General features: G+C 55.3%; 21 protein-coding genes. 9 read left to right on the top strand and 12 right to left on the bottom strand.

Features of this window, described 5'->3' with window-relative positions:
• The first annotated feature begins 44 nt into the window (after positions 1–44).
• Complete coding sequence (locus tag HBOR_RS18235; protein ID WP_013446655.1) at positions 45–1,733, top strand: PKD domain-containing protein; 1,689 nt, start codon at positions 45–47, stop codon at positions 1,731–1,733.
• A 135-nt stretch (positions 1,734–1,868) separates the two neighbouring features.
• A complete protein-coding gene (locus HBOR_RS18230; protein WP_006053352.1) occupies positions 1,869–2,198 on the top strand; it encodes a YbjQ family protein in 330 nt (109 codons plus the stop codon).
• Between the two features lie 20 nt (positions 2,199–2,218).
• Here HBOR_RS18230 and HBOR_RS18225 read toward each other — a convergent pair whose 3' ends face one another.
• From HBOR_RS18225 to HBOR_RS18215, 3 genes are all read right to left on the bottom strand, one after another.
• Positions 2,219–3,865 (bottom strand): Coenzyme F420 hydrogenase/dehydrogenase, beta subunit C-terminal domain, encoded by a 1,647-nt coding sequence (locus tag HBOR_RS18225; RefSeq protein ID WP_006053351.1) that lies wholly within the window; start codon positions 3,863–3,865, stop codon positions 2,219–2,221.
• Complete coding sequence (locus HBOR_RS18220) at positions 3,855–5,561, bottom strand: nitrite/sulfite reductase (protein WP_006053350.1); 1,707 nt, start codon at positions 5,559–5,561, stop codon at positions 3,855–3,857. The genes HBOR_RS18225 and HBOR_RS18220 overlap by 11 nt, the downstream gene beginning before the upstream one ends.
• 1,107 nt (positions 5,562–6,668) lie before the next feature.
• Positions 6,669–7,043: a Rid family detoxifying hydrolase gene (locus tag HBOR_RS18215; protein ID WP_006053349.1), complete on the bottom strand. Its 375-nt coding sequence runs from the start codon at positions 7,041–7,043 to the stop codon at positions 6,669–6,671.
• A gap of 312 nt (positions 7,044–7,355) precedes the next feature.
• On the opposite strand from HBOR_RS18215, the gene lipA reads away from it, so the two are divergent.
• On the top strand, positions 7,356–8,288 hold the full coding sequence (gene lipA, locus HBOR_RS18210; RefSeq protein ID WP_049890732.1) for a lipoyl synthase: 933 nt from the start codon (positions 7,356–7,358) through the stop codon (positions 8,286–8,288).
• Positions 8,289–8,536: 248 nt separating this feature from the next.
• On the top strand, positions 8,537–9,961 hold the full coding sequence (lpdA, locus tag HBOR_RS18205) for a dihydrolipoyl dehydrogenase (RefSeq protein WP_006053347.1): 1,425 nt from the start codon (positions 8,537–8,539) through the stop codon (positions 9,959–9,961).
• 46 nt (positions 9,962–10,007) lie between these two features.
• Here the strand turns inward: lpdA and HBOR_RS18200 are convergent, their stop codons facing one another.
• The 7 genes from HBOR_RS18200 to gcvT form a co-directional block, all read right to left on the bottom strand.
• Positions 10,008–11,399 (bottom strand): serine hydrolase, encoded by a 1,392-nt coding sequence (locus HBOR_RS18200; RefSeq protein WP_006053346.1) that lies wholly within the window; start codon positions 11,397–11,399, stop codon positions 10,008–10,010.
• A 157-nt stretch (positions 11,400–11,556) separates the two neighbouring features.
• On the bottom strand, positions 11,557–12,795 hold the full coding sequence (ilvA, locus tag HBOR_RS18195) for a threonine ammonia-lyase (protein ID WP_006053345.1): 1,239 nt from the start codon (positions 12,793–12,795) through the stop codon (positions 11,557–11,559).
• A 101-nt stretch (positions 12,796–12,896) separates the two neighbouring features.
• Complete coding sequence (locus HBOR_RS18190; RefSeq protein WP_006053344.1) at positions 12,897–14,147, bottom strand: serine hydroxymethyltransferase; 1,251 nt, start codon at positions 14,145–14,147, stop codon at positions 12,897–12,899.
• A gap of 95 nt (positions 14,148–14,242) precedes the next feature.
• On the bottom strand, positions 14,243–15,670 hold the full coding sequence (gene gcvPB, locus HBOR_RS18185; protein ID WP_006053343.1) for an aminomethyl-transferring glycine dehydrogenase subunit GcvPB: 1,428 nt from the start codon (positions 15,668–15,670) through the stop codon (positions 14,243–14,245).
• Positions 15,670–17,046, bottom strand: coding sequence for an aminomethyl-transferring glycine dehydrogenase subunit GcvPA (gene gcvPA, locus HBOR_RS18180; protein ID WP_049890729.1), 1,377 nt, complete (start codon positions 17,044–17,046; stop codon positions 15,670–15,672). The genes gcvPB and gcvPA overlap by 1 nt, the downstream gene beginning before the upstream one ends.
• A 4-nt stretch (positions 17,047–17,050) precedes the next feature.
• Positions 17,051–17,428 (bottom strand): glycine cleavage system protein GcvH, encoded by a 378-nt coding sequence (gcvH, locus tag HBOR_RS18175; RefSeq protein WP_006053341.1) that lies wholly within the window; start codon positions 17,426–17,428, stop codon positions 17,051–17,053.
• Positions 17,429–17,434: 6 nt separating this feature from the next.
• Positions 17,435–18,541, bottom strand: coding sequence for a glycine cleavage system aminomethyltransferase GcvT (gene gcvT / locus HBOR_RS18170; protein WP_006053340.1), 1,107 nt, complete (start codon positions 18,539–18,541; stop codon positions 17,435–17,437).
• A 121-nt stretch (positions 18,542–18,662) separates the two neighbouring features.
• Here gcvT and HBOR_RS18165 point away from each other — a divergent pair, with 121 nt between their 5' ends.
• The 3 genes from HBOR_RS18165 (at position 18,663) to HBOR_RS18155 (ending at position 21,522) form a co-directional block, all read left to right on the top strand.
• Positions 18,663–19,415, top strand: coding sequence for an IclR family transcriptional regulator (locus HBOR_RS18165; protein ID WP_006053339.1), 753 nt, complete (start codon positions 18,663–18,665; stop codon positions 19,413–19,415).
• A gap of 269 nt (positions 19,416–19,684) precedes the next feature.
• Complete coding sequence (locus tag HBOR_RS18160) at positions 19,685–21,259, top strand: Na+/H+ antiporter NhaC family protein (RefSeq protein ID WP_049890739.1); 1,575 nt, start codon at positions 19,685–19,687, stop codon at positions 21,257–21,259.
• Positions 21,256–21,522, top strand: a complete 267-nt coding sequence (locus tag HBOR_RS18155; protein ID WP_006053337.1) for a DUF7513 family protein — start codon at positions 21,256–21,258, stop codon at positions 21,520–21,522. Before HBOR_RS18160 ends, HBOR_RS18155 begins: the two co-directional genes overlap by 4 nt.
• A 520-nt stretch (positions 21,523–22,042) precedes the next feature.
• Here HBOR_RS18155 and HBOR_RS18150 read toward each other — a convergent pair.
• Positions 22,043–22,924: a mechanosensitive ion channel family protein gene (locus HBOR_RS18150; protein ID WP_006053336.1), complete on the bottom strand. Its 882-nt coding sequence runs from the start codon at positions 22,922–22,924 to the stop codon at positions 22,043–22,045.
• A gap of 147 nt (positions 22,925–23,071) precedes the next feature.
• Between HBOR_RS18150 and HBOR_RS18145 the strand changes: the two genes are divergently transcribed.
• The gene (locus HBOR_RS18145) at positions 23,072–23,446 is read left to right on the top strand and encodes a hypothetical protein (protein ID WP_006053335.1); all 375 of its coding nucleotides are present in this window, start codon (positions 23,072–23,074) and stop codon (positions 23,444–23,446) included.
• A 48-nt stretch (positions 23,447–23,494) separates the two neighbouring features.
• On the opposite strand, the gene HBOR_RS18140 is transcribed toward HBOR_RS18145, so the two are convergent.
• Positions 23,495–24,484, bottom strand: a complete 990-nt coding sequence (locus HBOR_RS18140; RefSeq protein WP_241432270.1) for a hypothetical protein — start codon at positions 24,482–24,484, stop codon at positions 23,495–23,497.
• 395 nt (positions 24,485–24,879) lie between these two features.
• Between HBOR_RS18140 and HBOR_RS18135 the strand changes: the two genes are divergently transcribed.
• Positions 24,880–25,755 carry a halocyanin domain-containing protein gene (locus tag HBOR_RS18135; RefSeq protein ID WP_081457897.1) on the top strand — a complete coding sequence of 292 codons (876 nt, stop codon included), beginning with the start codon at positions 24,880–24,882 and terminating at the stop codon, positions 25,753–25,755.
• Positions 25,756–25,894 lie beyond the last annotated feature (139 nt).

Here is a 25,894-nt window from a genome sequence, read left to right as displayed (position 1 = left end):
GATTACCCTGACAGCGACCAACACAGGGGTTCCCGGAGACAACCATGAAACAAAATCGACGCGAATACTTACGCACCGCATCAGCACTCTTCACAACAATCGCTGGAGCGAGTGCCACGGTAGCAGGAGCTGAGTCACCTCCCAAGTGGGATCCCGACACCACCTACACCAGCGGTGACCGTGTGGTCTACGAGGGCTATATTTGGGAAGCAAAGTGGTGGACGCACGGCACCGAACCGCAAAAAAAGAGCGGGAACCCGTGGAAGCAGATACGCGAGGACGGCGGTGGTGGCGGCACAGAGCTTACAGCCGTCATCGAGACGAACACCGAGACGGTCACTGTGGGCGAGACGGTAACGCTGGACGCCTCGAAATCGACCGGCGACATCACCTCCTACGAATGGACAGTCGGCGACAGAGATCCCGTAACCGGCGTCGAGACCACAGTGAGCTTCGATACCGCTGGGGAGTACACAGTCACACTGACAGTGACGAACGCTGCCGGAGCCACTGCGACCGCGGAGACGACGGTGACTGTCGAATCTGACAGCGGGAACCCGGGAGAACTCACGCCCGAGACAACGATTGCGGAGTTCTTCCCGAGATACCAAGAGCGGTACATCCCCGACATCTTCCTCGACTTCATGCCCGGGGAGAACACCGGTGGACACGGAAGCAGCGACGGCCACAGCGCGACCACGGTAAATTGGACCGACGCAGAGAAAGCAGCCGATTTCAACGTTGACCTGGATGCGATCCGAAACAACGTTTCCGATGGGTCGCTGACCTTCGACTCGCTCGGAACGCAGGCGCTCGACTGGGCCAAACAATTCCGCTCGGAGGGACTGCCGGATCACGCCATCGCTCAACTGCTGCCGCGATTGATGCTCTTGCCCGACAAGACGGAGGATCCGACCTTCCAAGGCGCCGGCCGCTCCGAGGCGTGGGATGAGACTGCAGGCCCGATTCCGGCCAGTAACGATCCGTCGCTGTTCTATCAAGAACAGTGGCCCACGGACGCGCGAAACGAAAAAGACGAAGAAGTCAAAGAGCGCGATCGGGTGTACTTCCAGGCAAAGAACGATCCCGCATGGTCGGACGATTTCGAGTATTTGGACAACTACGACAGCGCGCTGCTCGACACCCTACAGAACAACACACATCCAGCCACGGGTGAACCACTGGGCGGAGACCGTTTCACCGCGAACGCGCCCATGGAGGCGAGCGCCGAAATCCACGGGAGCGACTGGTTCTGGTACCAAGTACTGCTGTTCAAAAACACCAGCCCATTGCCCTACCACCTCGACGGGGCTGTGATCTGGTGGCTCGGACCGGCGAACTTCGGCAAAACGATGTCCGCCGGTGCGTACAACAACGAACAGCGCCCGAAACCCGGCTACGGGCACCCGCAGCGCGACATCATCGAGATCACGCTAGAGGATAAACACGTCCCCGAGAAGTACACCGACATCGACTCCACACTATCTGCCTACGCCGTCCGGCTTGCCTACCACGACTCGCCGTACAATATGCGGACCGCCTACCCCGGTCAGTACTGGTCGATCGAGATCAGTGTTGGAGAACCGCTCATGAACAAGTTCGATACGTCCGAAAAACGACAGCGCATTGTTGATATGATAGCTGAGACGGCTCACGTCGAACTAGAGACTGACATGGACCTCAACGACGACGTGGTCGATGCTATCGAACTCTACAACCGCGTCGGCAACTAACACGAAAACAATGGAAAAACAACGCTAATCAGGAGGTGAGATCACCACGAAACAGAGCATCCCGCTCAGTCCGCACTGGCAAGGGCGGTGAAAACCCGATAATTATATTATCCTATTGACACAATATCGCAGTATATGTCTGATATTACAATCACGACAACGGATAGTCTCGAAGGACACGCAGTCACTGAATACCTCGGTGTTGTCTCTGGTGAGGCTATCATCGGAGCGAACGTCGTCAGCGATATCGCCGCAAACATCCGTGATGTCGTCGGTGGACGAAGTGGGTCCTACGAAAAGAAAGTCGAAGCCGGGCGCAAAGAAGCAATTAACGATATTACCGCAGCGGCCCACGAACTCGATGCAGACGCAATCGTCGGTGCGACATTCGACTACGAGGAGATGGGTGAGGGGATGCTGTGGGTCAACCTCTCTGGAACCGCGGTCAAGACGCGGTCCGAGTAGCGTCGTCGATTGGGTCGATTTTACTGTGATTCGTGAGGGTTCAGCACCACATCGTACTGCCCGGCATGCTCGGGATACTCGATGAATCGCGGCGCGTCCGGATCGAACGGGCGCTGCAGTGATTCGAAGGCCTTCTTTTTGTCCCATGATTGGAGCCTACCGATAGCTGACCGGTCCTCCAAGTCGTGATAGTCCAAGTCGGGTTCAGTCAACTCCCAAGCTTTCAGTCCCTGTTCGGTACGGACGATGACGCTTGAGTATTCATCGCCGGAACCGACCGAACCAACGGTCAGGTCGGCACAGTAACCGGTGAAGTCAGCGCACTCGTCGCATCCTTTCAGTGCCGCGCCGTGAAACGCTTCGATGTCCTCCTGAAGAATCATCTCACCGTCGCGGTCGTAAACCAGCATGTCTCCGTGGAGGACATCCATCTTGCCGATGTCGTCGGGATCAATCCCGCGTTTCGCTTCGAGTTGTTCACCGATGAGGCGCTCGTAATTGAAGTTCTTCGTACACATCAACGCAATCGTGTAATCGATTGCTCTGATACCGTCCTCTTGGCTTGCGTAGTCCCACGCAAAGTCCTGCAGGGCACGGATCCCCTCGATTTCACATGGCGTTCCGACGAGCGCCAGCGAGAGGGCTTCGGGGTCTTTCTCTGGGAGTTTCTCCGCCCACTGATCGACGTTCAGGTTCCCGAGCGCCATCGTCTGATTGTAGAAGCTCCCCGCGTTCTCGATGAGTTCTTCGGGCGTCGTTGCGAGGAAGCTCTCGGCCTTCCACGGTTCGTCCGCGCTCTCGGTGGCGATGATTGCTCCGTCAATTTCGCCCGCCTCAAGTAAATGGATAAGAACGCTCGTGACGAGTCCGCCATCCTGTGCGTTCTCACGCCACGCTTCTTCGACTTTCGCGGAGAACTCGGTAATCGGATCACCGGCTCCGTTCACGTTGTCGTCGCCGCCGGTTATCTTCCACTGACGCTCGTATCGGAGGCCGCCGCGCGGACAGAAATCCCAGCAGAGCGAACAGCCCGTACACATCTTCACCAGTTTGGGGAGGCCGTCGTCGCCGAGTCCGATGGAGTCCGACGGACAGGATGCGACGCAAGTGCCACACTGGATGCACCGTCCTTCGTCGATGACGGCCGCGTCGAGTTCCATAAACCACGTCTTGTTGTCGGGTTCGTCGATATCGTTCATTTCCCCACGGATAGAGTAGTCCGGCGTGTCGAGATCGACCCCCTCGGGCACCTGTACGCGTCTATCTGGACGCTCCTCGGAAACGTCCTGACTCTTGCCCTCGCTGGGCGTCGTGAATTCGAAGGTCGTGAGGTTCCCCTCACTATCGACATTGCTCGGCCGCGTGCCACCGTCAACGGAAACTGGGGACGCGTTCGTCGTCTCCCGGTCAGGGCCGCCGTCACACCCGCATCCACGCCCACAGCGACACTCCTCGTTAGTCTGGTGGGCATCTTTGTCGTCAGATCCCTCGGACCGCCGCCGATACGTGATTGGGTTCAGATCCGAGTCGGTCCGGGGGCCAGATCCGGATCGGTGCCCACCCACAGGCAGGTAGCCAACATCAACGTCTCGTCTCTCATCGCCACCCGTGTCCGGGACGTGCGGCAACGGTTGCTCGCGCTCGTTTTCAGTGTTCTCAGCCGTCATGAGCGACCCCTCCGGAAACGTTAGCGTCCGCCCGTTGCATGATCCTTCGAAGGCGGTCGTTGCTCACCCGGCGGGCCCACTCGTAGAATCGCTCGTCGGGGTCGCGCTCTTCGGTAAAGACGGTGAATAGTTGCTGTAGTGCCGGAATCACGGCCTGCGCAGGGACTGCGTGCGCAACCCAATCGAGGAACTCGTTGTCGGGCCCAAGACTACCGCCGAGGCCGACATCCATACCCTCGGTGATATTATCACCCGCTTCGTTCGTGCTTCCTTCGGAGTCGTCCACCACAACCGTCTCGCCGCGGAATCCGATATCCGCGATTTGGGGCTGTGCACAGGACGCCGAACAACCCGACATGTGCATCCGAACCACCGAAAGGTCGTCCGGCGTGGCTATCTGGCGGTCTAGTGCCCGTGCCCAGCGGTAAACACGCTTTTTCGTCTCGATAATCCCGTAGCTGCAGAACTCCGAGCCCGTACACCCGACCACACCCCTTGCAAACGGCCCAGGATTGTGTTCGTACTTCCGGGCGAACGGTTCGTTCAGTAGTGCCGAAAGATTGTCTTCGGGGATATGAGTGAGAAGGAAGTTCTGGTCAGTCGCCAACCGAATCGAGGTATCGTCGGTTCCGTATTTCTTGGCTGCTCGTGCAACCGCCGTAAGTTCGTCGCCACCCATTCGTCCGGCGATAACGTTGAAACCGACATAGAACAGGCCGTCCTGTTTTTGAGGATGGACGCCAACGTGATCACCCCGGTAACCACGGGTGAGATCCTGTCCTCGAGAGTGGAGATCGACATCACAGCGGTCGCGAACAGCCGCCTCAAATGTACTCGGTCCCATCTGCTGGACGAGATAGCGCATCCGACAGAGTCCACGGTTGGTTCGATCACCCAGTTCTTTAAACGTCTGAGCGACCGCACGACAGAACTCCACGGCGTCTTCGGGTCGGATGAAGACATCGATATTCGAGGCCATCCGCGGACCATCTGAGAGACCACCACCGACGCGGGCATGGAAGCCGTAGATATCCTCGCCGTCAACATGCTTTCGAGCCGGGACCAGACCGACGTCGTTGATCTGGGACTGGGCGCAGTCCTCCTGACACCCGGTTATGGTCATCTTGAACTTCCGCGGGAGGTTGGCGTACTCCCGATTATTGGTGAAAAAGTCCGAGACAGCATCGATAACTGGCTGAGCATCGAAGCATTCGTGATCGTCAAGACCGGCCGCCGGACAGCCGAGGACGTTGCGTGCGGAGTCACCACAGCCCTGAATCGTGGTCAAGCCAACTGCTTCGTACGTGTCCCAGATCGCGGGTATGTCGGTGACCGCGATCCAGTGCATCTGGACGTCCTGACGGGTGGTGAGATCCAAGAATGCGTCACCCCAGATTGCGTTTTGTGCCTCGCCACCGTGCTCCTCGGGAGCGGTAGCGTACTCGTCGGCAACCGTACCGATGGCTTCAGCCTGTTCAGGCGTGAGAAATCCCCCGGGAACTTTGGTCCGAAGCATGAAGTAGTCGTCCTGGCGTCCGTGGGCGTACATTCCGGCCCATTTCAGACGCTCCCACTCGCCGTCGCCTGCTTGTGCCTCAATCTCCTCGAAAGAAAAATCTCCCTCAGCGTACTCGTAGACGTTCTCGATAACATCGAGCGGATGTTGTTCTTGTTTCCATCGTTCAACAGTGTTCATTGTGACCACTTGCCACAGACAATAGCACCAACAACCATGTGGTATAGTATCGATGCTATTTCTGCCCGAGGTATGTACGCGTCTCACCGATTACGAGAGCCAAATGCAGCGCTCTACTGGTTCTAAGAGGATTTTTATCCCGAGATTCAGCGTCGGGTTCGCGTGAGCTAGCGTCACGAAAACCGGTGAATATATCTTCAATCTCCGACGCACAAGATGGGAATCGCCGTACCGTAGTTGAGACCTTTTGAAGTGCAAGGTCTCTGGTCAAGGCAAACATATTCCGGAATACCAACCACAGATACACGAGCAATATCTATATCTTAAAACTGTAATCGTGCCGTTTACCAACAATATTCAGCCATATATTTTCCAATCTGGACTCATATATACAAATTTTGAGCGTGTATTTGCGTGTTCTATATTAGTTCGCTTTTTCTATCTGTATCTAGAGCATTTATAACGGTGGAAAGATCTACTTGCTCCTAATCTGGGAGAATTCCACGAATGAAAAAGAATCATAAGAAGAAACCTTTCAACGAGACACCGCCGTCCGTATCATTTCGGCTCCTGGGAAACTAAGAAACTAACTGTAACAAGCGCGTATTCACGCGACGCTTCGGAGACCCCCTCACCGGCGATTGAATTGATACTGCCGACTCCGAGAGCTTCAGCTGAGTTGCTCGTTAAGCGACCCTCGATACGTACGAAACCACGTTGATAGTCGGAAGCGGACATGAGTAGACGACCGGCGATAGCCAGAATTACACGCCTAATCTTGTAATGAATAGACGTTGTTCGAGGCAGGAATACGTGATAGACGATCTAGTCACCCTGTATTTCTACGCCACGGTCACAGAATCACAGAGACACAAGGCTACGCCGACTAGAGGTGGATCGTGGTGTTTCCCAGTGTGGGAAAGTATGGATCAACGCGACAAAATCAATCCGGTAGCTAGTCAGTATCCGAATACAGGCCATCAAGCCGCTCTGGAAGCGCTAGCGCTACAACAGCGTACGAAGAAGATGTCACGACTTCCGACCCGAAAGCATCCAGACTACTATTAAAGAGAAAAACGCATCGCTGCTGGTTGGAATTTCAGTGCCTCAGAGAGTTGCGATAGCCTCGATCTCGATATCGACTCCCTTCGGAAGGTTAGCAACCTCAACGGCGCTTCGTGCAGGTGGGGCGTCCTCGAAGTATTCGCTGTACTGTTCGTTCATCTCGTCGAAGTTCTCGATATCACCGAGGTACACCGTCATTTTGAGCACATCGCCCATCGTCAGCCCCTCGGAGTCAAGTATCGACGCAACGTTGTCGAGAACTTGTACAGTCTGTTCGGCGACACTCGCATCCGAAAGCAGTTCCCCATCCGGTGTCATCGGGATTTGTCCCGAGGTGAACAGAAGATTCCCGTTCGTCGTCGCCTGACTGTACGCCCCGACTGCAGCGGGCGCTTCGCGTGTCTTGATCGGTCGCATCGTTTCAGTTCATCCGCTCGAATCGGCATAAATGTTCCTCATACGAGACTGTAGAACACACCAACAAATAAAGCGTACATCAGTAAACGGACGAAAGAACGAGATTGGGAGGAACACGCTCGAAGCAGTAAACAGCCAGACAATGCCACAGTTCCCCACACTCAAAAATCAGCGAAAACAGCTAATAAATTGGTGGAGGATTTCGGAGCGGATCAGCGAATCCTCATTGAATCTACAGTCTACGTTCGTATAGCGCTGCGGAGTCTGCAACCGCACCCGCAGTTTTATCATGGTACGACGGAAGCATTCGGTATGACCAGCAGGCGAAAGCCCGACTGGCTCAAGATGCGTCCACCATCAGGCCGACGCTTCACTGAAATAAAACAGAGCCTTCGGGATCACGACCTTCATACTGTCTGTGAAGAGGCCAACTGTCCGAACCTCGGGGAGTGCTGGAGTGGTCACGACGGCCCGGGGACGGCGACATTCATGTTGATGGGTGACCGGTGTTCGAGAGGATGTAACTTCTGTGACGTCGAAACCGGAGGGATGAGCCCGCTCGATCCCGATGAACCCTCGAACGTCGCCGATGCTGTCAGCGAAATCGGTCTCGACTACGTCGTATTGACCTCTGTTGACCGCGACGACCTCGCTGACGGCGGATCCGCACACTTTGCGGAGACAATTCGGGAGATCAAACGACGCGACCCGAGTATCCTCGTCGAGGTCCTCACACCCGACTTTCAGGGATCTCCAGATGCAGTACAGCGGATTCTCGACGCAGGACCCGACGTGTTCGCCCACAATATCGAAACGGTAAACCGCCTGCAATGGCCGGTTCGTGACCGACGGGCCGATTACGACCAAACGCTCGATGTCCTCCAACAGGCGAACGACGAATCGGATGTGTACACAAAGACGAGCATCATGCTCGGCCTTGGCGAATACCATCACGAGGTCTATCAAACGCTTTCCGACCTGCGAGAGGTCGGTGTCGATATCGTCACCCTCGGTCAGTATCTCCAACCCTCGCGTTCGCATCTCGACGTGTTCGAGTACGTCCACCCAGACGTATTCGAGACGTGGCGTGACATCGCCGAGGAAGAGATGGAATTCCTCTACTGTGCATCGGGACCGATGGTCCGCTCGTCCTACAAAGCTGGCGAGTTGTTTGTCGATGCACTGCTTCGAGAGGGCAAGAGCGTCGCTCAAGCACGCAAACGCGCGCGTGTCAACGGTGACTGACCAGTGGCAGTAAGGCTCAACGGCAACCCGAAACGGTCGGGCACTCCAGTAGGCCACAAGAAAGATCGAATACCGCCAAACACTGCCCACGTCAAAGGAGCAATGAGTGTCGCGGGTAAGTCAGTAAACGATGGCCACCCGAACACCGATACGTCCGAGCGGAGAGTATCTCGTCCAACGACTAGTTGAACCACGGGCTACTAACGCCGTGATAGAGTACCCGACCAACCCGAAACTGAGCCCGAAAAATGGGAGCTAAAGAGACAACGACCGAAACGGACGTACTGGTTATCGGCGCTGGACCGGGGGGCTATGTCGCTGCCATTCGCGCCGCACAACACGGTCTCGACGTGACGCTTGTCGAAAAAGAAGCATACGGTGGCGTCTGCCTCAACCACGGGTGTATCCCGTCGAAGGCGTACATCAGCGCGACCGACCTCGCTCACGACGCAGGGCAGGCAGCGGAGATGGGCATCCTCGTTGACCCGGCTATCGACATGGCGAAGATGCAAGAGTGGAAGTCGAACAGTATCAGCCGACTCACGGACACCGTCGAGAAGCTCTGCAAGGCAAACGGCGTCAGCCTCATCGAAGGGATGGCTTCGTTCGTTGACGAGACGGAGGTTCACGTCACGCGCGACGAGGACAATCGAGACCGAGTCTCCATCGGATTCGAGCGCTGTATCATCTCGACAGGATCACGCCCCGTTCAGATTCCGGGCTTCGACTTCACGGACGACGAAGTGTGGTCCTCGCGGGACGCACTCTCGGCGGCGACAGTGCCTGATCGCCTCGTCGTTGTCGGCGCGGGCTATATCGGCATGGAACTCTCGACTGTATTTGCAAAACTCGGTTCGGATGTCACCGTCATCGAAATGCTGGATGATGCCCTCCCCGGATACGAAGACGACATCACCCGCGTCGTTCGCAAACGCGCTTCTGAGTTGGGTATCGACTTCCGCTTCGGTGAAGGAGCAAGTGAATGGCGCGGCATCGACAACGGCATCGAAGTCGTGACCGAAACCGAAGACGGCGAGCGATCTGTCTATCCCACGGACAAGGTACTGGTTGCCGTCGGTCGGCAGCCCGTGACCGAGACGCTTGATTTAGAGCAGATCGGCTTAGAACCGACCGAGCAAGGCTTCCTAGAGACAGACCGCCACGCTCGAACGGACGTTGAACACGTCTTTGCCGTCGGAGATGTCGCCGGAGAACCGATGCTCGCGCACACGGCCAGTAAAGAGGGCATCGTCGCGGCCGACGTCGCGGCTGGCAAACCGAGCACGATGGACAACCGGACTATCCCCGCGGCCGTGTTCACCGACCCTGAGATCGGTACCGTCGGTCTGACCGCGGCCGAAGCCGAATCGGAGGGGTTCGACCCCATCGTCGGCACGTTCCCGTTCCGAGCGTCAAGTCGCGCACTGACGACCGGTGAGACGGAGGGGTTCGTTCGCATTGTCGCCGACGGCGAGTGCGGGACCGTTCTCGGTGCGCAAATCGTCGGTGCCGAAGCCTCGGAACTCGTTGCCGAGGTCGCGCTGGCAATCGAGCTGGATGCGACGGTCGAAGAGCTCGCTTCGACCGTTCACACTCACCCGACGCTCGCAGAGGCGGTCATGGAAGCAGCCGAGAATGCGAGAGACCGCGCCATTCACACGTTGAATCGGTAAACGACAATCTGGCTCATCTACTGAAATCTGTTCGCTGCGTTTCTGCCTACTGTGCGTGAAGACGCCATCGACGCAAGAACAGATCGATGGAACCGTCGGATCCCTCCTCGAATTTGACAGCGAGTCGCTGGCCGGTGTCCGTGACCGTTTCAAACTCGTAGATATCTCCGCTGAGGTCGTTTGGGAACAGGCTGATCGAGAACTCGGAGGTGAAACCTTGGATAGTGACCTCGAGCGTGCCTCCATCTCGCTCGACCGTGGCTTCCACGATTCCCCGATATGACTTGTATTCTCCCTCGAGCGAGCCGAGTTTCTCCTCCAACAGAAGCGCTGGGACGGAACGTTTCGGGTCGTTCCCTTCTAACAGCGAAAGTACGCCGTGACAGGCAACACTCGGGTGTTGCGGCGGGGAGACGTTACAGGCGATGCTAACCCCCACGTTCTGATCGGGGAAGAACGCGACGGCGGCGGTCGTCGTTCCCATCATCCCGCCGTGTCGGACCAATCGATTCCCGAGGAACGATTGAAGCTCCCAACCGAGGCCATACTGTCGTTCGGTGCCGTCGATGAACGTCGATCTGGTCGACCTCGGCTCGAACATCTGTGCCATCGATTCCTGCGAGAGAAGCTGTTTTCCCTCGAATGATCCCCCGTTCAGATAGAAGCGAAGATAGTTGACCAGATCGTCCGCACAGCTAATGACTCCACCGGGTGCGTAGAGCAGCGGATCAACGGGGAGACGCGCTTCAACCAGGTCGTCATCGTTCTGGAAGTAGGCTTGCATCCGGTCGTCATACGACTCGAACGCTGCCCGAGAAAAGCACGACCGGTCCATCTCAAGCGGCTCGAATATGTTCTCACGGACGTACGTCGAGTAGGATTTCCCAGTCACCGACTCGATCACCTTTCCGAGAAGCGTAAACCCGGTGTTACAGTAAAAGAACTCCTTCGCTTGGGGGTCCCGCCGTTCCTCGACGGATCCCTGAACGTGTCTGTGGAAATCGCGGTCGTCGCTGAGCGGAACGCCCATCTCTCTCAAGCCAGTCAGCCGAGCTATTAAGGCAGTCAGGCTGCCGTCACTCGGTAACCCGGACGAGTGAGACAGTAGTTCCTCGACTGTCACTGATGACCCCGGTGCCGCTTCTAAGTGGGGAACGAAGGAATTTATCGGACTCGTGAGATCCAGTTCGTCCTCCTCAACGAGCTGTAGAATCGCTACCGCGGTAACTGACTTCGAGCACGACCCGATGCCGAATAACGTCTGTGGAGTTGCGGATTCATTCGTTGAGAGATTCCGCGCCCCAAACGCATCGGTATAGGTAGCTTCGTCTCCGGACACTACGGCCACGCTCAAGCCGGGAACTTTGTTCTTTCTCACCCACTCCGATAAGAACGTTTCAATACTGTCTTGATACGCAGTTACGTTTTTAGTGGACATCTCGACAACTGTAAACACATTTCAAAGTACAAATAACTACCCATCAAGTATAGCGTGTGTCGAAAGAAGCGGGCCAGGTCGAATCCAGTATGAGTTATCGTCGTTGTCGGTTCCTAGTCGCTGTCGGCTGACGAAGAGGGTCAACCCGGAGGAGACCTTAGTTCCCGATGCGCTCGGACTGAGGGACGACACGTTTGATCGTGTATCCTGCCGCCTCAATCTCCGAAAGAACACGGCCCATCGCTGCTTCGCCGGGCGTTGTCGTTCGGATAACGAGGTCCGCTTTGCCGACCGGAAGCCCCTCTTCGGAACGGTCGTGTCGAACGCTTCGAATATTTGTGTCGTGCCGACCGATGATGTCCGCTATCTCCCCCAGAACGCCGGGACGGTCATCGATTCGAACGTAGAGAGTGACGAACTGATGTCGGTCAACGAGCGCTCTCGTCAACATATCCTGAAGGGTTGCAATATCGATGTTGCCCCCACAAAGAAGTGGGACGACGGTCTCCCCTTGGCAATCGATTGCGCCCGAGAGAAGCGGTGCGACAGACGTTGCAGCGGCTCCCTCAACCATCTGCTTCGAACGCTCCAACAACCACAGCGTCGCCTGCGCGATTTCAGTATCGGTGACCGTGACAACCTCATCGACGTGTTCTTGGATGATCTCGAACGTGAGGTCGGAAACGCTCCCCGTCGCAATGCCGTCAGCGATGGTGTCCGGGGTCTCGTTTTCGACGGGGTGCCCTTTATCCAGACTTTGTGGTACTGTCGCTGCGGGTTCTGCCTGAACCCCGATAACTCGAATGTCCTCGTCGTGTGCCTTCACTGCCGTTGCGATACCGCCGATCAGGCCACCGCCACCAATCGGGACCGTGAGAACGCTTACGTCAGGAACCTGTTCGATCAACTCAAGTCCGATTGTTCCCTGTCCGGCGACGACGGCGGGGTCGTCGTACGCATGAACGAACGCCGTGTCAGGGTCGTCGGCATACGTCTGCGCGACATCCATCGCTTCCGCGAACGTCTTTCCGTGAAGTTCGACTGTCGCTCCGTATCCTTCTGTTGCGTCAACTTTCGCCTGCGGAGCCGTCTCCGGCATAACGATCAGCGAGTCTAAGCCGAGTTCAGTGGCAGCGAATGCGACTCCCTGGGCGTGGTTTCCTGCACTGGCAGCAACAACCCGAGTTGCATCACCGCGAGCGATCTGAGAGATCTTGTTGAACGCACCGCGCGGTTTGAACGATCCCGTTTTCTGAAGATGTTCGAATTTGAACCAGACATCTGCACCGACCTCCCTCCCGAGCGTCGTACTCTTCTCGACGGGTGTTTGTCTGATCTCCGCTGATTCATCAAGCCGCTCTTCCGCACGTCTGATATCGTCGATTGTTACGGTCATTGGTATTTTATATAGGAGCCCGGAGTTACTTGAATCGTTATGCCACGGTGCTGGGAGTTCTGAATCATGATACGCGCCCCGTCAGAACGCTTTCCACCCGATCATTCGTATATCGGGTACGCCTCGCAAAGCTGATCGACTGTCGTTGCGACGTCTGTAGCAACATCGTCATCCTCGGGATGCTCGATGATGTCAACGATAGCGTGTCCGATAGTCTCCATCTCCGACTGTGTGAACCCACGCGTTGTGAGTGCTGGCGTCCCAACTCGAATACCGCTAGTGGTGAACGGCGACCGTGTCTCGCCCGGAACAGTATTTTTGTTCACGGTGATCCCTACCGATTGGAGTGCCTCTTCGGCGTCACTCCCCGTAACATCCGGATGTGAGTCCCGCAAATCAACGAGGACGTAGTGTTTGTCTGTCCCACCGCTAACGAGTGATAGCCCTCTCTCGGAAAACGTGTCAGCTAACGTCTTGGCGTTCGTAACGACCTGTTGTGCGTATTCTTCGAATTCGTCCGTCAACGCCTCCTTGAAGCCGACGGCTTTCCCGGCGACATTGTGCATAAGCGGCCCTCCCTGGCTACCGGGGAAAATCGCTTTGTCAATCTGCTCTGCGTACTCGTCCGTCGTGAGAATCAATCCTCCTCGACCTGCTCGGATCGTCTTATGGGTACTTGCCGTGACGAAATCAGCGTTTCCAACGGGGTTCGTATGCAGACCGGCCGCGATGAGGCCCGTGACGTGAGCAATATCCGCGAGATGATAGGCCCCGACTGCTGCCGCAATCTCGTCGATTCGTTCGTACGCAAACTCCCGTGGATACGCCGATGATCCGCTGACGATCAGATCCGGATCGAATTCGGTCGCGTGGTCGGCAAGCGTGTCGTAGTCGATATAGCCACTGTCGGGATCAACACCGTACTGTTCGACCTCGTAGAGTTGGCCTGAGAAATTGACGTGATGTCCGTGAGAGAGATGCCCACCATGAGTGAGATCCAACGAAAGGATTCGGTCACCGGGATCGAGCATCGCAAAGTACACACCCATATTCGCCTGGGTGCCACTGTGCGGCTGAACGTTAGCGTAGTCGGCACCAAAGAGTTCTTTCGCACGGTCAATCGCCAACTGTTCGACGGTATCGACGTGTTCACAGCCACCGTAGTAACGGGCGTCGGGGTAGCCCTCCGCGTATTTGTTTGTGAGGACAGATCCTTGTGCTTCAAGCACAGCCTCCGAGACGTGGTTCTCGGACGCGATCAATCCCAGACTGTCTTCTTGCCGTTGTCGCTCGTTTTGGATAGCAGAATAGACCGCTGGGTCAGTCTGCTCAAGGTGGTTACTACCAACCATAGAACTTCCTTTTAATCAATGATATAAAAATCATTCTGAATAGGCGAGATCAGCTTCGAGAGCTGATGGCCAAATAGCGGAGGCAGAGTGGTGATTCAGTCCGAAATCTGCTGCCAGGACAACACCGGATCTCTCGCGGCCTTCGTTTGATCGATTCGCTTTGCGGCGGTGGCGTTTGGAGCCTCACTAAGTGCATCGCCACTCTGTTCGGTCACCGAGTTGAAGGCATCCGCCAACTGGTCTAGCGTCGTTTTACTTTCAGCTTCCGTCGGTTCAGTCATCAGCGCTTCATCGACGATTTCGGGCCACTTCGTGGTCGGGGGATGCATCCCGTAGTCTAGCATCTTCTTGGCGAAATCCGCGGCGTCGTTGTCTCCGGCACTCGCAACGAACTCGTGGTGGAACGGCTCGAACGGGATGTCCAAATCAATCTGGGATGCGAGATAGTTCGCGTTGAGGACCGCTTTCGCACTCGTGTCTTCCAATCCGGCATCGCCAAGCCGAGAGATGTAGGCGTGTGTCTTGAGGAGAACGAGCCAGTTACCCATCGCACCGTGGACTTTCCCGATGGATTCCTCGGGGTCATAAAGCGTATACTGGTCTCCGTTCTTTCCGACGTGTGGGCTTGGAAGGAACTTCGCAAGCCCCTCACGAACACCAATTGGTCCAGCACCGGGACCGCCACCACCATGTGGGGTCGCAAACGTCTTGTGGACGTTGTAGTGCATGATATCGAACCCCATATCGCCCGGTCGAGCGCGTCCGAGGAGCGCGTTCAGATTCGCGCCATCATAGTACAGCAGTCCACCGGCTTCGTGTACCATGTCCGCGATTTCCTCGATATTTCGCTCAAACAATCCGAGCGTGTTTGGATTAGTCAACATGAGTGCCGCAGTTGACTCACCAACCGCCGCAGACAGAACATCGAGGTCAACGCGTCCATCTTCGTCTGCGGGAAGTTCGACGAGATCATACCCCGCCATCGCCGCACTGGCAAAGTTCGTCCCATGGGCACTGGCCGGGACGATAATCTCGTCTCGTTGTTCTGCCTCACCGTTGTATTCGTGGTACGCTTTAGCGACCAAGATCCCGGTGAGTTCGCCAGCCGCTCCTGCGGGCGGTTGGAGTGTTACTGCACTCATTCCGCCGATTTTTCCGAGATACTCTTGTAGCTCGTAGTAGACCTGTAGTGTTCCTTGTGCTAGCTCAGACGGCCGGTCCGGGTGAATTGCCGCCGAGGGAAGCGCAGCGAGATCCTCGGTGAACTTGGGGTTGTACTTCATCGTACAGGAACCGAGCGGGTACGGCCCACTATCGATTCCGTAGTTCATCTGTGAGAGCCGAGTGTAGTGGCGGACGAGCTCTGGCTCCGAGACGGACGGCAACTCGACGCTCTCACGAGTGAGTTCGTCAGGGAGGAATGTATCCTCCAACTCACTACGGGTCAGATCTTTCTCCGACAACAGTGGTTCGTGGCCGTCGGATTCCGTATCGTTCCATTTCGCCTGTCTATGTTGTTGCATTATTCCATCACCTCTCTCACGGCCTCAACGAAGTCATCTATCCGATGCTCGTTCGTCTCGGTCACACAGATTTGGATGGTCTGCTCGTTCAGTTCGTGAACGACAAACCCTTCGCTCGCCAGTTCTGACACCACTTCGCTGGCGTCTTTTTCGACTTCCGCTTTGAACTCCCTGAAGTGATACGCCTGTGTAGCGGGCGCAGATACCCCTTCGATCTGGTCTAGTTCGGAAGCGACCTGCGCCGGTAACCGCGTACACCGGTCCGCCAATGCAGTGAGACCGTCCGGTCCCAAGTACATAGCGTGAATCGCCGTTCGAAGCGCGACCCAGGCTTGGTTGCTACAGATATTACTCGTCGCCCGCTCCCGTCGAATGTGCTGTTCGCGTGTCTGAAGCGTCAAGGTGTACGTCCGATCGCCCGCGCTGTCTCTCGAAGCGCCGACCAACCGGCCGGGGATCTGTCGAAGGAAGTCGTCGCGGCACGCAAAGATACCGATGCCCATTCCGTAGGCAGCAGGAAGTCCGAGGATGCCGGCGTTACCGACGACGATATCGGCACCAACAGTGCCGGGGTTCTGGAGCAGCGACAGCGCAACCAAATCAGACCCGATACAGAGCAGTGACTCTACCTCGTCCACAATCGATCCCACTTCGATCAGGTGTTCTTCGATTATCCCTTCGGGAGTGGGGTTTTCGAGATAGACGAGGAGTACATCCTCATCGAGAGATTGCCGGAGTGTCTCCGGGTGTACCATTCCATCCTCGGTCGGGAACTCTCGAACCGACAGGTCCGACCCATCAGTGTAGTTGTCGAGGACGGCACGACGTTCAGCACGGAGATAGTCCGGAACCAGGATTACCGACCCGCTTGCCTCTCGGACACGATCTGCGAGGGTAGCCGCCTCACCGAGTGCCGTCGCGGCATCGTACATCGAACAGTTGGCGACGTCCATCCCAGTCAGTTCTGTGACCAGCGACTGGAACTCGAATAAGACCTGCAGAAATCCCTGTGAAACCTCCGGCTGATATTGCGTATACGATGTAATAAACTCAGAGCGAAGCGAGAGATGATCAACCACAGAGGGAATGTAGTGTGAGTAGTGACCCCGTCCGAGAAACTCAGTACTATCAGAGTTCCTGCCAAGTGTGCGCTGTAGGCGCTGTGTTACGGCCTGTTCGGAGGCCCCCTCGATCCCAAACGCTCCGTCAAATCGAACAGCGTCGGGAATATCAAAGAGATCCTCGATGTCATCCGCCCCAATCGCATCGAGCATGAGGTCAACATCGTCCTGATCGTGGGGTGTAAAGGGACTTCCCCGACTGTCCGGACTACGGGGGAAGCTCTGATCAGTACGAGATCTGGAACGTTCTTGCATCGTCTTAGATTTGGGTTTCGTATTCGCTTGCTGGTAGCAAGTGGTCGATACCGGTCTCAGTGTTGACTTCTAGCAGCCATCCAGATTCGTGGGGGTCGTCATTGATCAGTTCAGGTTGATCGACTATTTCTCGATTGACGCCCACAACAGTGCCCGAGACGGGCGAATAGATGTCCGACACTGCCTTGATACTCTCGACGACACCAAACTGTTCGCCCTCATCAAGTTCTGCACCCTCGTCCGGGAGTTCCGCGAAGATGATGTCCCCGAGTTCGTCCTGAGCGAAGTCGGTGATTCCGATTCTGACGATATCGTCGTCGAGTTCTTTTGCCCACTCGTGCGATTCTGCGTATCGGCGGTCGTCTGGAATTTCGAATGACATGGTAAGTTACTCGTTGTCGTCTGCAAGCGAACTCAGGAAGCGGTGATTCACAATTGTTGCTGGAACGTTGCGGTCCCGTATTTTGACCGCAACAGTGTTATTCTCCTCTGCTTCGTCCGAATTCACGTACGCTAGTGCGATTGGTTGATTCAACGTCGGACTCATCGTTCCACTCGTGACGTGACCAATGTGTTCTCCATCACGGAGTACGTCGTATCCGTGCCGCGGGATACCGCGTTCGTTCAGTTGGAGACCGACGAGTTCGTGATCGACACCGGTCTCCGCAAGGGTTTCTAAGGCATCCTGTCCGATAAAGGACGGTTTCGAGAGATCAACCACGAAACTAAGCTTTGCCTCAAGCGGTGTTCTCGGCTCGGCTTCCGGATCGAAATCCTGCCCAGAAAGCAGGAGACCAGCTTCGAGCCGAAGTGTGTCACGGGACCCCAATCCACAGGGTGGAACGTCGCTAAAAGCATCCCACATCTCGTGTGAGTCGCCCACGGCAAAGAATATCTCAACGCCGTCCTCACCGGTATAGCCCGTCCTCGCAACCAGACAATCGACACCCGCAATGGACGTACGCATCATCGAGAACCGCGCTAAACTCGTGAGAGGGTCCTGCGACAGGCCTTCGACGATTTCGATGGCATCCGGACCTTGGACTGCAACAAGGCCTAGTTCTTCGGTCTTGTTTTCGACGCTGACCCGAAGCCCGAGTCGGTGTGCGTGCTCTGACCACCGCTCGACCATTTGCTCGCCGTGGCCGGCGTTCGGGACGAACAGATATGCATTCTCGTCGGGGTATTTGTACACGACGGTATCGTCGATGATGATCCCCTCTTGGTCGAGAATGCACGAGTACTGAGCATCCCCTTGGTCAAGTTCTCTGACGTCATTGCTCGTGAGACGGTTCATCAGTTCCGTGGCATCGGGCCCACTGACTTTGACCTCGCTCATATGGCTGACGTCAAAAATGCCAGCGGAATCACGAACAGCGGCGTGTTCTGTACTGATTGTGTCGTATTTGACAGGCATCTCCCAACCGCCGAAGTCGGTGAATTCGGCTCCGGCATCGAGGTGTGCCTGATAGAGTGGTGGCTTGCGCAGGGTCACAAGCCAATGAGTCTCCTGAGATTATAAATACCTTTCTGTGGGAACAACTCAACGACTGCGAGTAGTGAGACACCCACTGTCAAAGGGAGGGATTTATTGTGCATCGTTCTCATTTTCCAGTATGGGGAAAGAATCTCGAAAGACGTCCAAAACGTCGCTGCTCACGATTGAGGCAATACGAGACCTCGAAGGGGCATCACTGACGGAGATAGCTGAGTATACGGATATTCCCATCAGCACGTTACATACCCATCTACAGACCTTACAGGAGATGGAGTACGTGATCCGGGAAGACCGAGAGTACAAACTCGGAATGAAGCTATTCCACCTCGGTGAACAGGCTCGATGGCGAGATACTCGATACCAGTTGGTAAAGGAAAAGGCGTGGGATCTGGCGAACCGCGTGGGCGAAGAAGTCAGTTTTGCTATCGAGGAGAACAACCGAATGGTGATTCTGTTCGACGAAACGACTGCGCCCTCAGACGAAGGGTTTCAAGTCGGACGCTACTTTGATCTTCATAGCTCAGCCTGTGGCAAAGCGGCACTGGCAGAGTTTTCAGACGAGCGGATTCACGAGTTTATCGAGCAGTGCGAATTACCCGCATACACCGACAACACGATTACCAACAAAGATGAGCTCCTTGCTGAAGTCGAAACCATTCGAGAGCAAGGGTACGCAGTGAACAAACAAGAGGAGTTAGAGGGCCTGCGAGCCGTCGCTGTCGCAATCAACGAACCCGACGGTAGCGTATTCGGAACCCTCGATATCGCCGGGCCACCGTACCGCCTCCCGGAAGACGACGTGATCGCAAAGCGGCTGCAATCCGCAGTTGTCGAAATCGAGTCCGCCTTGGTATCGGAAACCTCGGGCTGATTCTCGATGGTCGCAGACAACTTTTCTAATTTGGGAAAGACTTGAAGTGCTGGGGACAGAGGCCGCTGAAACTGGTCTATTAATTGCGAACGGGCAGAGAAACTGTGAGCAGAGATGCGGGAGCTAATTAACTGAACGGGTAAACCGTGGCAGTTTCGGCCGAAATCGGTCGGTAGAAGAACTATATCGGTACAATACAGTTACATATCGATATATTACCATAACACTTATTTACCAATATGGTAAACTCCGACCTGGCCGATGTCAGCATGACACAGGATAGAGCCAGCCACGGAGATGGTGAGGAATTGGAGTCGGAACTAAACGAGATCAGACCAGCAGAATCCGGGCCTGAGATCGAATTTCGGGGCAGTCAACTACTCAGCGCGATCCCCATATCCCTCTTCATAATATGGGCGGTTTTCCAAAGTGGGATATTGCGGGTCGGCGATACGACTGGACTAGTCGCTGGAATGCTAGTCTGTCTAATTGTGGGGATGTTCTTTACGAAGGGAGACTGGAAACACTACGCGAACACCGTGTTCGAAGGAATGACACAACGAGTCGCTGCGACCGCGATTGTCGCGTGGCTCTGGGCCGGCATGTTCGCCAACACGATTCAAGCCGGGGGATTCGTCGGCGGACTAGTGTGGGCTGCAGATGCGGTAAACGTCGGTGGGGATATGTTCGCGGCAGTAACGTTCGTACTCGCAGGACTACTGGCCACCGGCATTGGAACCGGATACGGGACGACGGTCGCCTTCTCGGCCCTGTTCTTCCCAGCCGGTGTCTTGCTCGGCGCGAATCCGGTTCTGATATTCGGAGCAATTCTCTCGGGTGCAGTCTTCGGCGACAACCTCGCACCGGTTAGCGACACAACCATCGTTTCGGCGGTAACGCAGGATTCCGATATAGGGGGTGTGGTCGCATCACGGTTCAAATATGCTATCGCAGCGGCTATCCCGGCGTTCATCGCGTACGTCGTAATGGGCAATATGATGGCAGGTATCGACATCTCACAACAGGCCCAACAGCTCTTTCTCGAAAGTAGCACACCAGCGGGTCTGGCCCATCTTCTCTCGATGGCCGTCGTTATCGGAACGGCAATTAGTGGGCGCCACATCATCGAAGCGGTTTCCTGGGGGCTAGTCGTCGCTGCGGTCCTCAATCTCAGCCTCGGTCTTGCGACAGTGAGCGATATGATCGTCTTCCGGGCACCTGAGACGTTGGGGATGGCGCAGTCCCTTGCGTTCCTCCCGTTTGTCGAACTGGTCGCTCCCGGAAACACGGGAGTTGGCGGAAGTATCTACACTGGTGCGAAAGGCTTCTTCCCGCTCGTCGTACTCGTCTTGCTTATCGTCGCTGCATCACAGATTATGATGCGCGGCGGCGGGTTCAAAGTGATTCAGGACTGGTTGCTCGACAAGGTTGCCACGTCGGTACGTCGCGCCGAACTGGCGATGGTACTGGGAACCGCAACGGTCAACGCAGCGATCACGATCAATACGGCCGCCGAAATTGCAATCTCTCCCTACATCGCACGTATCGGAGAGAAGTTCAATATCAACGGCTACCGTCGTGCGAATATCCTCGACGCGAATACGTCCGCAATGGGATATGTATTCCCGTGGGGCGGTGGGGTTCTGGTCGGGTTCGCAGCGATTCAGTCACTCCCAGGACAGTATGAGTGGTTCACGCAGGCGATGGTCGTAAATCCTGTTTCGGTCGTCCCCTACGTGTTCCACGGGTGGTTCCTGTTCGCTGTGTTCGTTCTCTCCGCAATTACTGGATTCGGTCTCGAATACACGCACGACCGTAGCTCCTCGGAGGTGAGTCGCGTATGAGCCTTCTCGAAAAGTATCTTGCCGGCTTCCAACTTCGCAGTCGAAAGCCGACGTTTGAGCCGGGGACACGTGTCTCCGTGTTCATTACCGGCCAGGACGGAACCGATCTGGTCGCAAGAGTCGGTGACTCGAAAATACGGATCACAGATGCCCCAGTGGAATATCTGAACGACCGAGTGCTCGTCGAGATTGACGAGTTTGACGATAACGATCACGTGGCGGAAGGAACGTTCATAGAGAAAGTGGGAGAAAGTTCCTTCTAACCGCAGCGTACTCGCTTTTTTGTGCGGATTGTCGGAACAGATCGTTCCGCGACGAACAGTATGAGGCTCGGCAGGCAAGCGTTCGTATTACAATATTACGATTGTAATGGTATGGCTATGCTGTGCAGGAAGAGTACTGAATTACCCCCGAGAGTACTACTAGAAAATAGCACGCTTGGCAACGACTGCTCCGAACCTCGACCGGCTGACGGGCGGCTTGCTCGCTTTCTCAGATTCAGGCTATTTCTATTATAATCGAGATTCGAATTGGAGTACAGTACATAGAGAACACACATACTTCAGAATATGATTCTCAAAGTCACCCCAAGTATGCCAGATATGGAAGTGATATCGTTGATTTAATTCCACATCAGGTATTTCTCGATGTACACCCTAAATACCAGATATAGATTTGGGTAGATTGAGACAGCTACGGGGCAGAACCACATGGAGGGCTAAATTGTCGTTCAATTATTGCTCCCCAAGCACTGTGCAGTGAAAAGGTGGCCGCAGCGCGCGTTCAGTCCCCAGTGGCCTCCTCACCTGCACCAACGTTTGTAACTTCGATGCCGCCGGAAAGTTCGGTGTTGGGGTACGGCATGTCGAGACCCTCGGCGTCGAAGCGCTCCTTGACCGCCTCAACGAACTGCGCACGGACTGCCCCGTAGCTACTTTCGTCGGGATCGATCCAGATGCGTCCGGAGAGCACGACGGCAGAGTCACCTAACTCCGTGACGGGGGCAGTTGGTTCAGGGTCGTCAAGGACGCCACCGATACGCGATCCTTCGTCAATGATCGCATCCCGTGCCTGCGCAATGTCATCCTCATATCCAATTCCGAAGCCGACAGACACCCGGCGGCGGTCGTTCGCCACATTATTGATCACTGCTGCGTTGGCGAGGTCGCTGTTTGGGACGGTGATCCGCTCGTTGTCGAACGTGTCCAATTTCGTCACTCGCAGTTGGATTTCACGAACGACACCGCTGTTCCCGCTCCACTCGATCCAATCGCCGACCGAGAACGGTTCGTCCTGGATGATAAACACCCCAGCGACGAAGTTGGCAATGAGATCCTGCGCCGCGAAACCGACTGCGAGTGCGAGCGCACCAGCCAAGGTTGCGAACGCCGCGAGGACGACACCGAAACCAGCGACTGTCGCAGCCAGTGCGACCGCACCGACGCCAGTGATTACAACAGTCGTACTCACGGCAAGGCTGATAAGCGTCTCATCGAAGCCACGGTGTTCGAGAGTGCGTTCTACCGCTCGGGTGAGGAAGTACTTCCCGAGTAGATAGATAACGGCGAACACGACGATGAACAATACGACCGTCGTGACAGCACTGACGAGCGGTGAGATGTACTGCTGTGGGTCAAAAAGAGGCTCTTGTTGAAGTAGCATCATTACCATTGTCAATCAATGTCGATTGTGTATTAATAACTTGTCACAGCGTCAGTCGCTGGAGCATCGAATCGCCCCGTGAACTAGTTACACGGTCAGCGGCAGTCAAAGTACAGAAAAGATATGATTATATAAATACATAATCGGAGTATGTTCGAGTGGTTCTCAAAGCAGTTCACAAACCCAGAAATCGTTGCTCTCGTACTGGGAGCAAGGTTTCTTTCTTACTTCCTATACGCAGCACTCACTGCGGCGGCTGTCGGAGTCCAGTCGCGGCTCACAGTCCTTAGTCTTGGGCTCTCTGTCCTTTCCGTGGTACTCACCGTTCTAACTCTTCACCCGAGCGGACTTCCTAACTCGGCCTCGTACATCGACATTCTCATACACTTTACCCTCCCTGTAGTTGCGGGATACGCCGTGTACGTACAGCCCTCAAATAGACGGTGGATCGGGTTTTCACTCCTCTTGGTGTCCACCTTCTTCTTTCTTACAGTACTACTCGTTCTCTACGGAGAAGGACCGTGAGACCCCTGCGGAAAAATAGTTATTTACTGTCTGGATCCCTACCCGTAGCTAGTCTTCATCGAAGTACGCCCATGTCCCGCTGTGTGAGCCAAACTTGTTACTCGTATTACCGATATCGGTACTCTCGTGGTTGATGTTGGAGTGTCCGTCTCCCCAGAATCCGACGACGGCTTCTCTCGCTTTGTCGAGTTTGAAGTTCGCATCGAGGAACGGGATTTTCCCGTGATCGCAGGGATCCCGATGGGCCTGACCGACTGCTTTGATGTCGTCGAAGGGCACGTCGTACAGGCGAATATGGTACTGCTTAGTGGTACAGAGAGCGTTAGGGACCCACCGCATGACGTGCGTATCATTACTTTTTGTTCCGCCATCCGGGAGGTTGACGTACCGGTTCTGGCGAATGATGGCCGTGATGGGACTGGCCGGAAGCCACCTTCCGCCACCGTTACCGTTTTCCATATGATTCTTAATCGACTGGGAGTCTTCTGTCTCCCACGCGACGTTCAACGGTGCGCCGCGGTTCTGCATGTCCTCGGCGTCCGACTCCTTTTTGTAATGATACAGCGGAACGTTTCCATCGAGGGGAGGGATGTGCTGAGGCTGGACCCCGCCTTCGGGTTTCTTATTCCAGATTTCGCGTTCGGCGTTCCGCTGCTCCTGAGCGGTCCCGATAACCTGCTGAGTCCGCTGAACGTACGTTGATCTCTCCCCGTTTCGTACCTCCTCACGTACCTGCTCTTTGGGAACCGAAATCGTCTCGTACGTGAACGTAGGGTCCCCGTATCGTTCCGCGAGGTCCGGACTCTTGAACGTCCGCTCGTACCTGTATTCTCCCTCTGAGTCCGGATTCGGGGTGATCTTGTGGATCAGTTTCCCCTCAGCGTGTATCGGAAGTCGCTCTTCGTTAGCAACCCCGGCAGTACCGGGAGGACCTGAACCATCGTTATCAGTACGCTCGCGTGCAGAGCCAACGCCACCGACACCCATTAGTCCAATCGAGACACCGATTCCTTTCAGTACTGACCGTCTTTTTACCATTGTGCTCCAGTATACGTTGGAATAGTGACAGTAAAAAATGTATTTGATGAGGAAACTAAATCCCAATTACATTACTGCATTGTTATATTTGTAAAAAGATAGCAAGAGGATGTTGTCGTCATTTGCTGTGAAAACCCGGTTCAATCGATACAAAATAGAGATATTTAGCAATCAATTGGATAGACAACTTCCAAGCCGTGTTCAACCTGATCGGCGAGTTCAACGAGTACAGCGCAACTGCTGAATAAACGAGGGAATCGTATCCTGATAGCGTGACTAAACCGAATCGCTTTTGTTTAGTGTGAAATCCCCTACATAAGTGGGTGGACATCAATTTTCAGAATCTGGCAACCGTCGTAGTTGTTGTTTTTCAGATACGCGATGAGGGAATTGCAATGAATCGGTCCCCCACACGCAGACAATACCTGCAAAGCGCTGCTCTCGCTAGCATTGTGGCTGTCGCCGGCTGTTCAACCAGCAGTAATCGCAATCAATCTATCGGCAACGCCATTAGTAAACCAGCGACCACCGAGGCATCCGAATCGGCTCCAGCGGAGTCATTAAAGGAATGGCTGTCGAATGCAAACGGATACGACGGCGACATTAGGCGGTACGGCCCGGGATCACGACCGACCATCGCAGTCGGAAAACTCGTCGATGGAAAACTAGCATTCAGTCCGCCGGCAATCGAGATCGCGCCCATGACGATTGTCACTTGGGATTGGACGGGTCACGGTGAACAACACAACGTCGTTTCTCTCGATGGGACGTTCGACAGTGGCCGGACGAACGCACAGCGAGGAACGTCCTATCACTACATCTTCGAGGAACCGGGCGAGTATCGCTTTGTTTCCGAACCCCACCGTGACGACGGAATGAAAGGTGCCATTATCGTCAAAGAGCCACCGTCAACTGGGAATGAAACCGTAGATAAGTGGGTCGTCGATAGCAGTAACTTCGATGGGAACATCGCCGACAGGACAGAGACTAACACGGCCACAGTCACCGTCGGTGCCGAGGGGAACGGCGGACACTTCGCCTTCGATCCGCCGGTCCTGAAGATAGCAGCCGGAACGACGGTCGAGTGGAAGTGGTCCGACGAAGGAACCCCCCATAACGTAGTGTTCAAGAATGCCGACATTAAATCCGAGAAACTCGTGGATAAACCAGGAGTACACTTCGAGAATACGTTCGACGAGCCCGGTACGTACCTGTACGCCTGCGAACCACATGGGCCGCTCGGGATGAAAGGTGCAGTTATCGTAGAGTAGGTCAGCATCGTCTTCGAGGGGGGCGTGCCGGGCGACAGGGGATTTCGAGATTACCAATCCGGATGAAATCATGATCAGATTCCGTGTTTCGCTGTAGTCCCGAACCACTGAATGTTATCCCTCTGAAGTGTCTCTTTGT

Source organism: Halogeometricum borinquense DSM 11551 (genome assembly GCF_000172995.2).
GTDB classification, from domain to species: domain Archaea; phylum Halobacteriota; class Halobacteria; order Halobacteriales; family Haloferacaceae; genus Halogeometricum; species Halogeometricum borinquense.
Note: the sequence above shows the minus strand (reverse complement) of the source record. Positions and strands in the feature narration are given on the sequence as shown.

Excerpts from the sequence above, each read along its gene's own strand:
- HBOR_RS18150 (WP_006053336.1), bottom strand. The coding sequence starts at position 22,924 with ATGATGCTACTTCAACAAGAGCCTCTTTTTGACCCACAGCAGTACATC.
- HBOR_RS18215 (WP_006053349.1), bottom strand. The coding sequence starts at position 7,043 with ATGCGACCGATCAAGACACGCGAAGCGCCCGCTGCAGTCGGGGCGTAC.
- gcvPB (WP_006053343.1), bottom strand. The coding sequence starts at position 15,670 with ATGCAACAACATAGACAGGCGAAATGGAACGATACGGAATCCGACGGC.
- HBOR_RS18145 (WP_006053335.1), top strand. The coding sequence starts at position 23,072 with ATGTTCGAGTGGTTCTCAAAGCAGTTCACAAACCCAGAAATCGTTGCT.
- HBOR_RS18140 (WP_241432270.1), bottom strand. The coding sequence starts at position 24,484 with ATGGTAAAAAGACGGTCAGTACTGAAAGGAATCGGTGTCTCGATTGGA.
- gcvPA (WP_049890729.1), bottom strand. The coding sequence starts at position 17,046 with ATGCAAGAACGTTCCAGATCTCGTACTGATCAGAGCTTCCCCCGTAGT.
- HBOR_RS18235 (WP_013446655.1), top strand. The coding sequence starts at position 45 with ATGAAACAAAATCGACGCGAATACTTACGCACCGCATCAGCACTCTTC.
- gcvH (WP_006053341.1), bottom strand. The coding sequence starts at position 17,428 with ATGTCATTCGAAATTCCAGACGACCGCCGATACGCAGAATCGCACGAG.
- HBOR_RS18160 (WP_049890739.1), top strand. The coding sequence starts at position 19,685 with ATGACACAGGATAGAGCCAGCCACGGAGATGGTGAGGAATTGGAGTCG.
- HBOR_RS18230 (WP_006053352.1), top strand. The coding sequence starts at position 1,869 with ATGTCTGATATTACAATCACGACAACGGATAGTCTCGAAGGACACGCA.
- lpdA (WP_006053347.1), top strand. The coding sequence starts at position 8,537 with ATGGGAGCTAAAGAGACAACGACCGAAACGGACGTACTGGTTATCGGC.
- HBOR_RS18190 (WP_006053344.1), bottom strand. The coding sequence starts at position 14,147 with ATGGTTGGTAGTAACCACCTTGAGCAGACTGACCCAGCGGTCTATTCT.
- ilvA (WP_006053345.1), bottom strand. The coding sequence starts at position 12,795 with ATGACCGTAACAATCGACGATATCAGACGTGCGGAAGAGCGGCTTGAT.
- HBOR_RS18155 (WP_006053337.1), top strand. The coding sequence starts at position 21,256 with ATGAGCCTTCTCGAAAAGTATCTTGCCGGCTTCCAACTTCGCAGTCGA.
- lipA (WP_049890732.1), top strand. The coding sequence starts at position 7,356 with ATGACCAGCAGGCGAAAGCCCGACTGGCTCAAGATGCGTCCACCATCA.
- HBOR_RS18135 (WP_081457897.1), top strand. The coding sequence starts at position 24,880 with ATGAATCGGTCCCCCACACGCAGACAATACCTGCAAAGCGCTGCTCTC.
- HBOR_RS18165 (WP_006053339.1), top strand. The coding sequence starts at position 18,663 with ATGGGGAAAGAATCTCGAAAGACGTCCAAAACGTCGCTGCTCACGATT.
- HBOR_RS18200 (WP_006053346.1), bottom strand. The coding sequence starts at position 11,399 with ATGTCCACTAAAAACGTAACTGCGTATCAAGACAGTATTGAAACGTTC.
- HBOR_RS18225 (WP_006053351.1), bottom strand. The coding sequence starts at position 3,865 with ATGACGGCTGAGAACACTGAAAACGAGCGCGAGCAACCGTTGCCGCAC.
- HBOR_RS18220 (WP_006053350.1), bottom strand. The coding sequence starts at position 5,561 with ATGAACACTGTTGAACGATGGAAACAAGAACAACATCCGCTCGATGTT.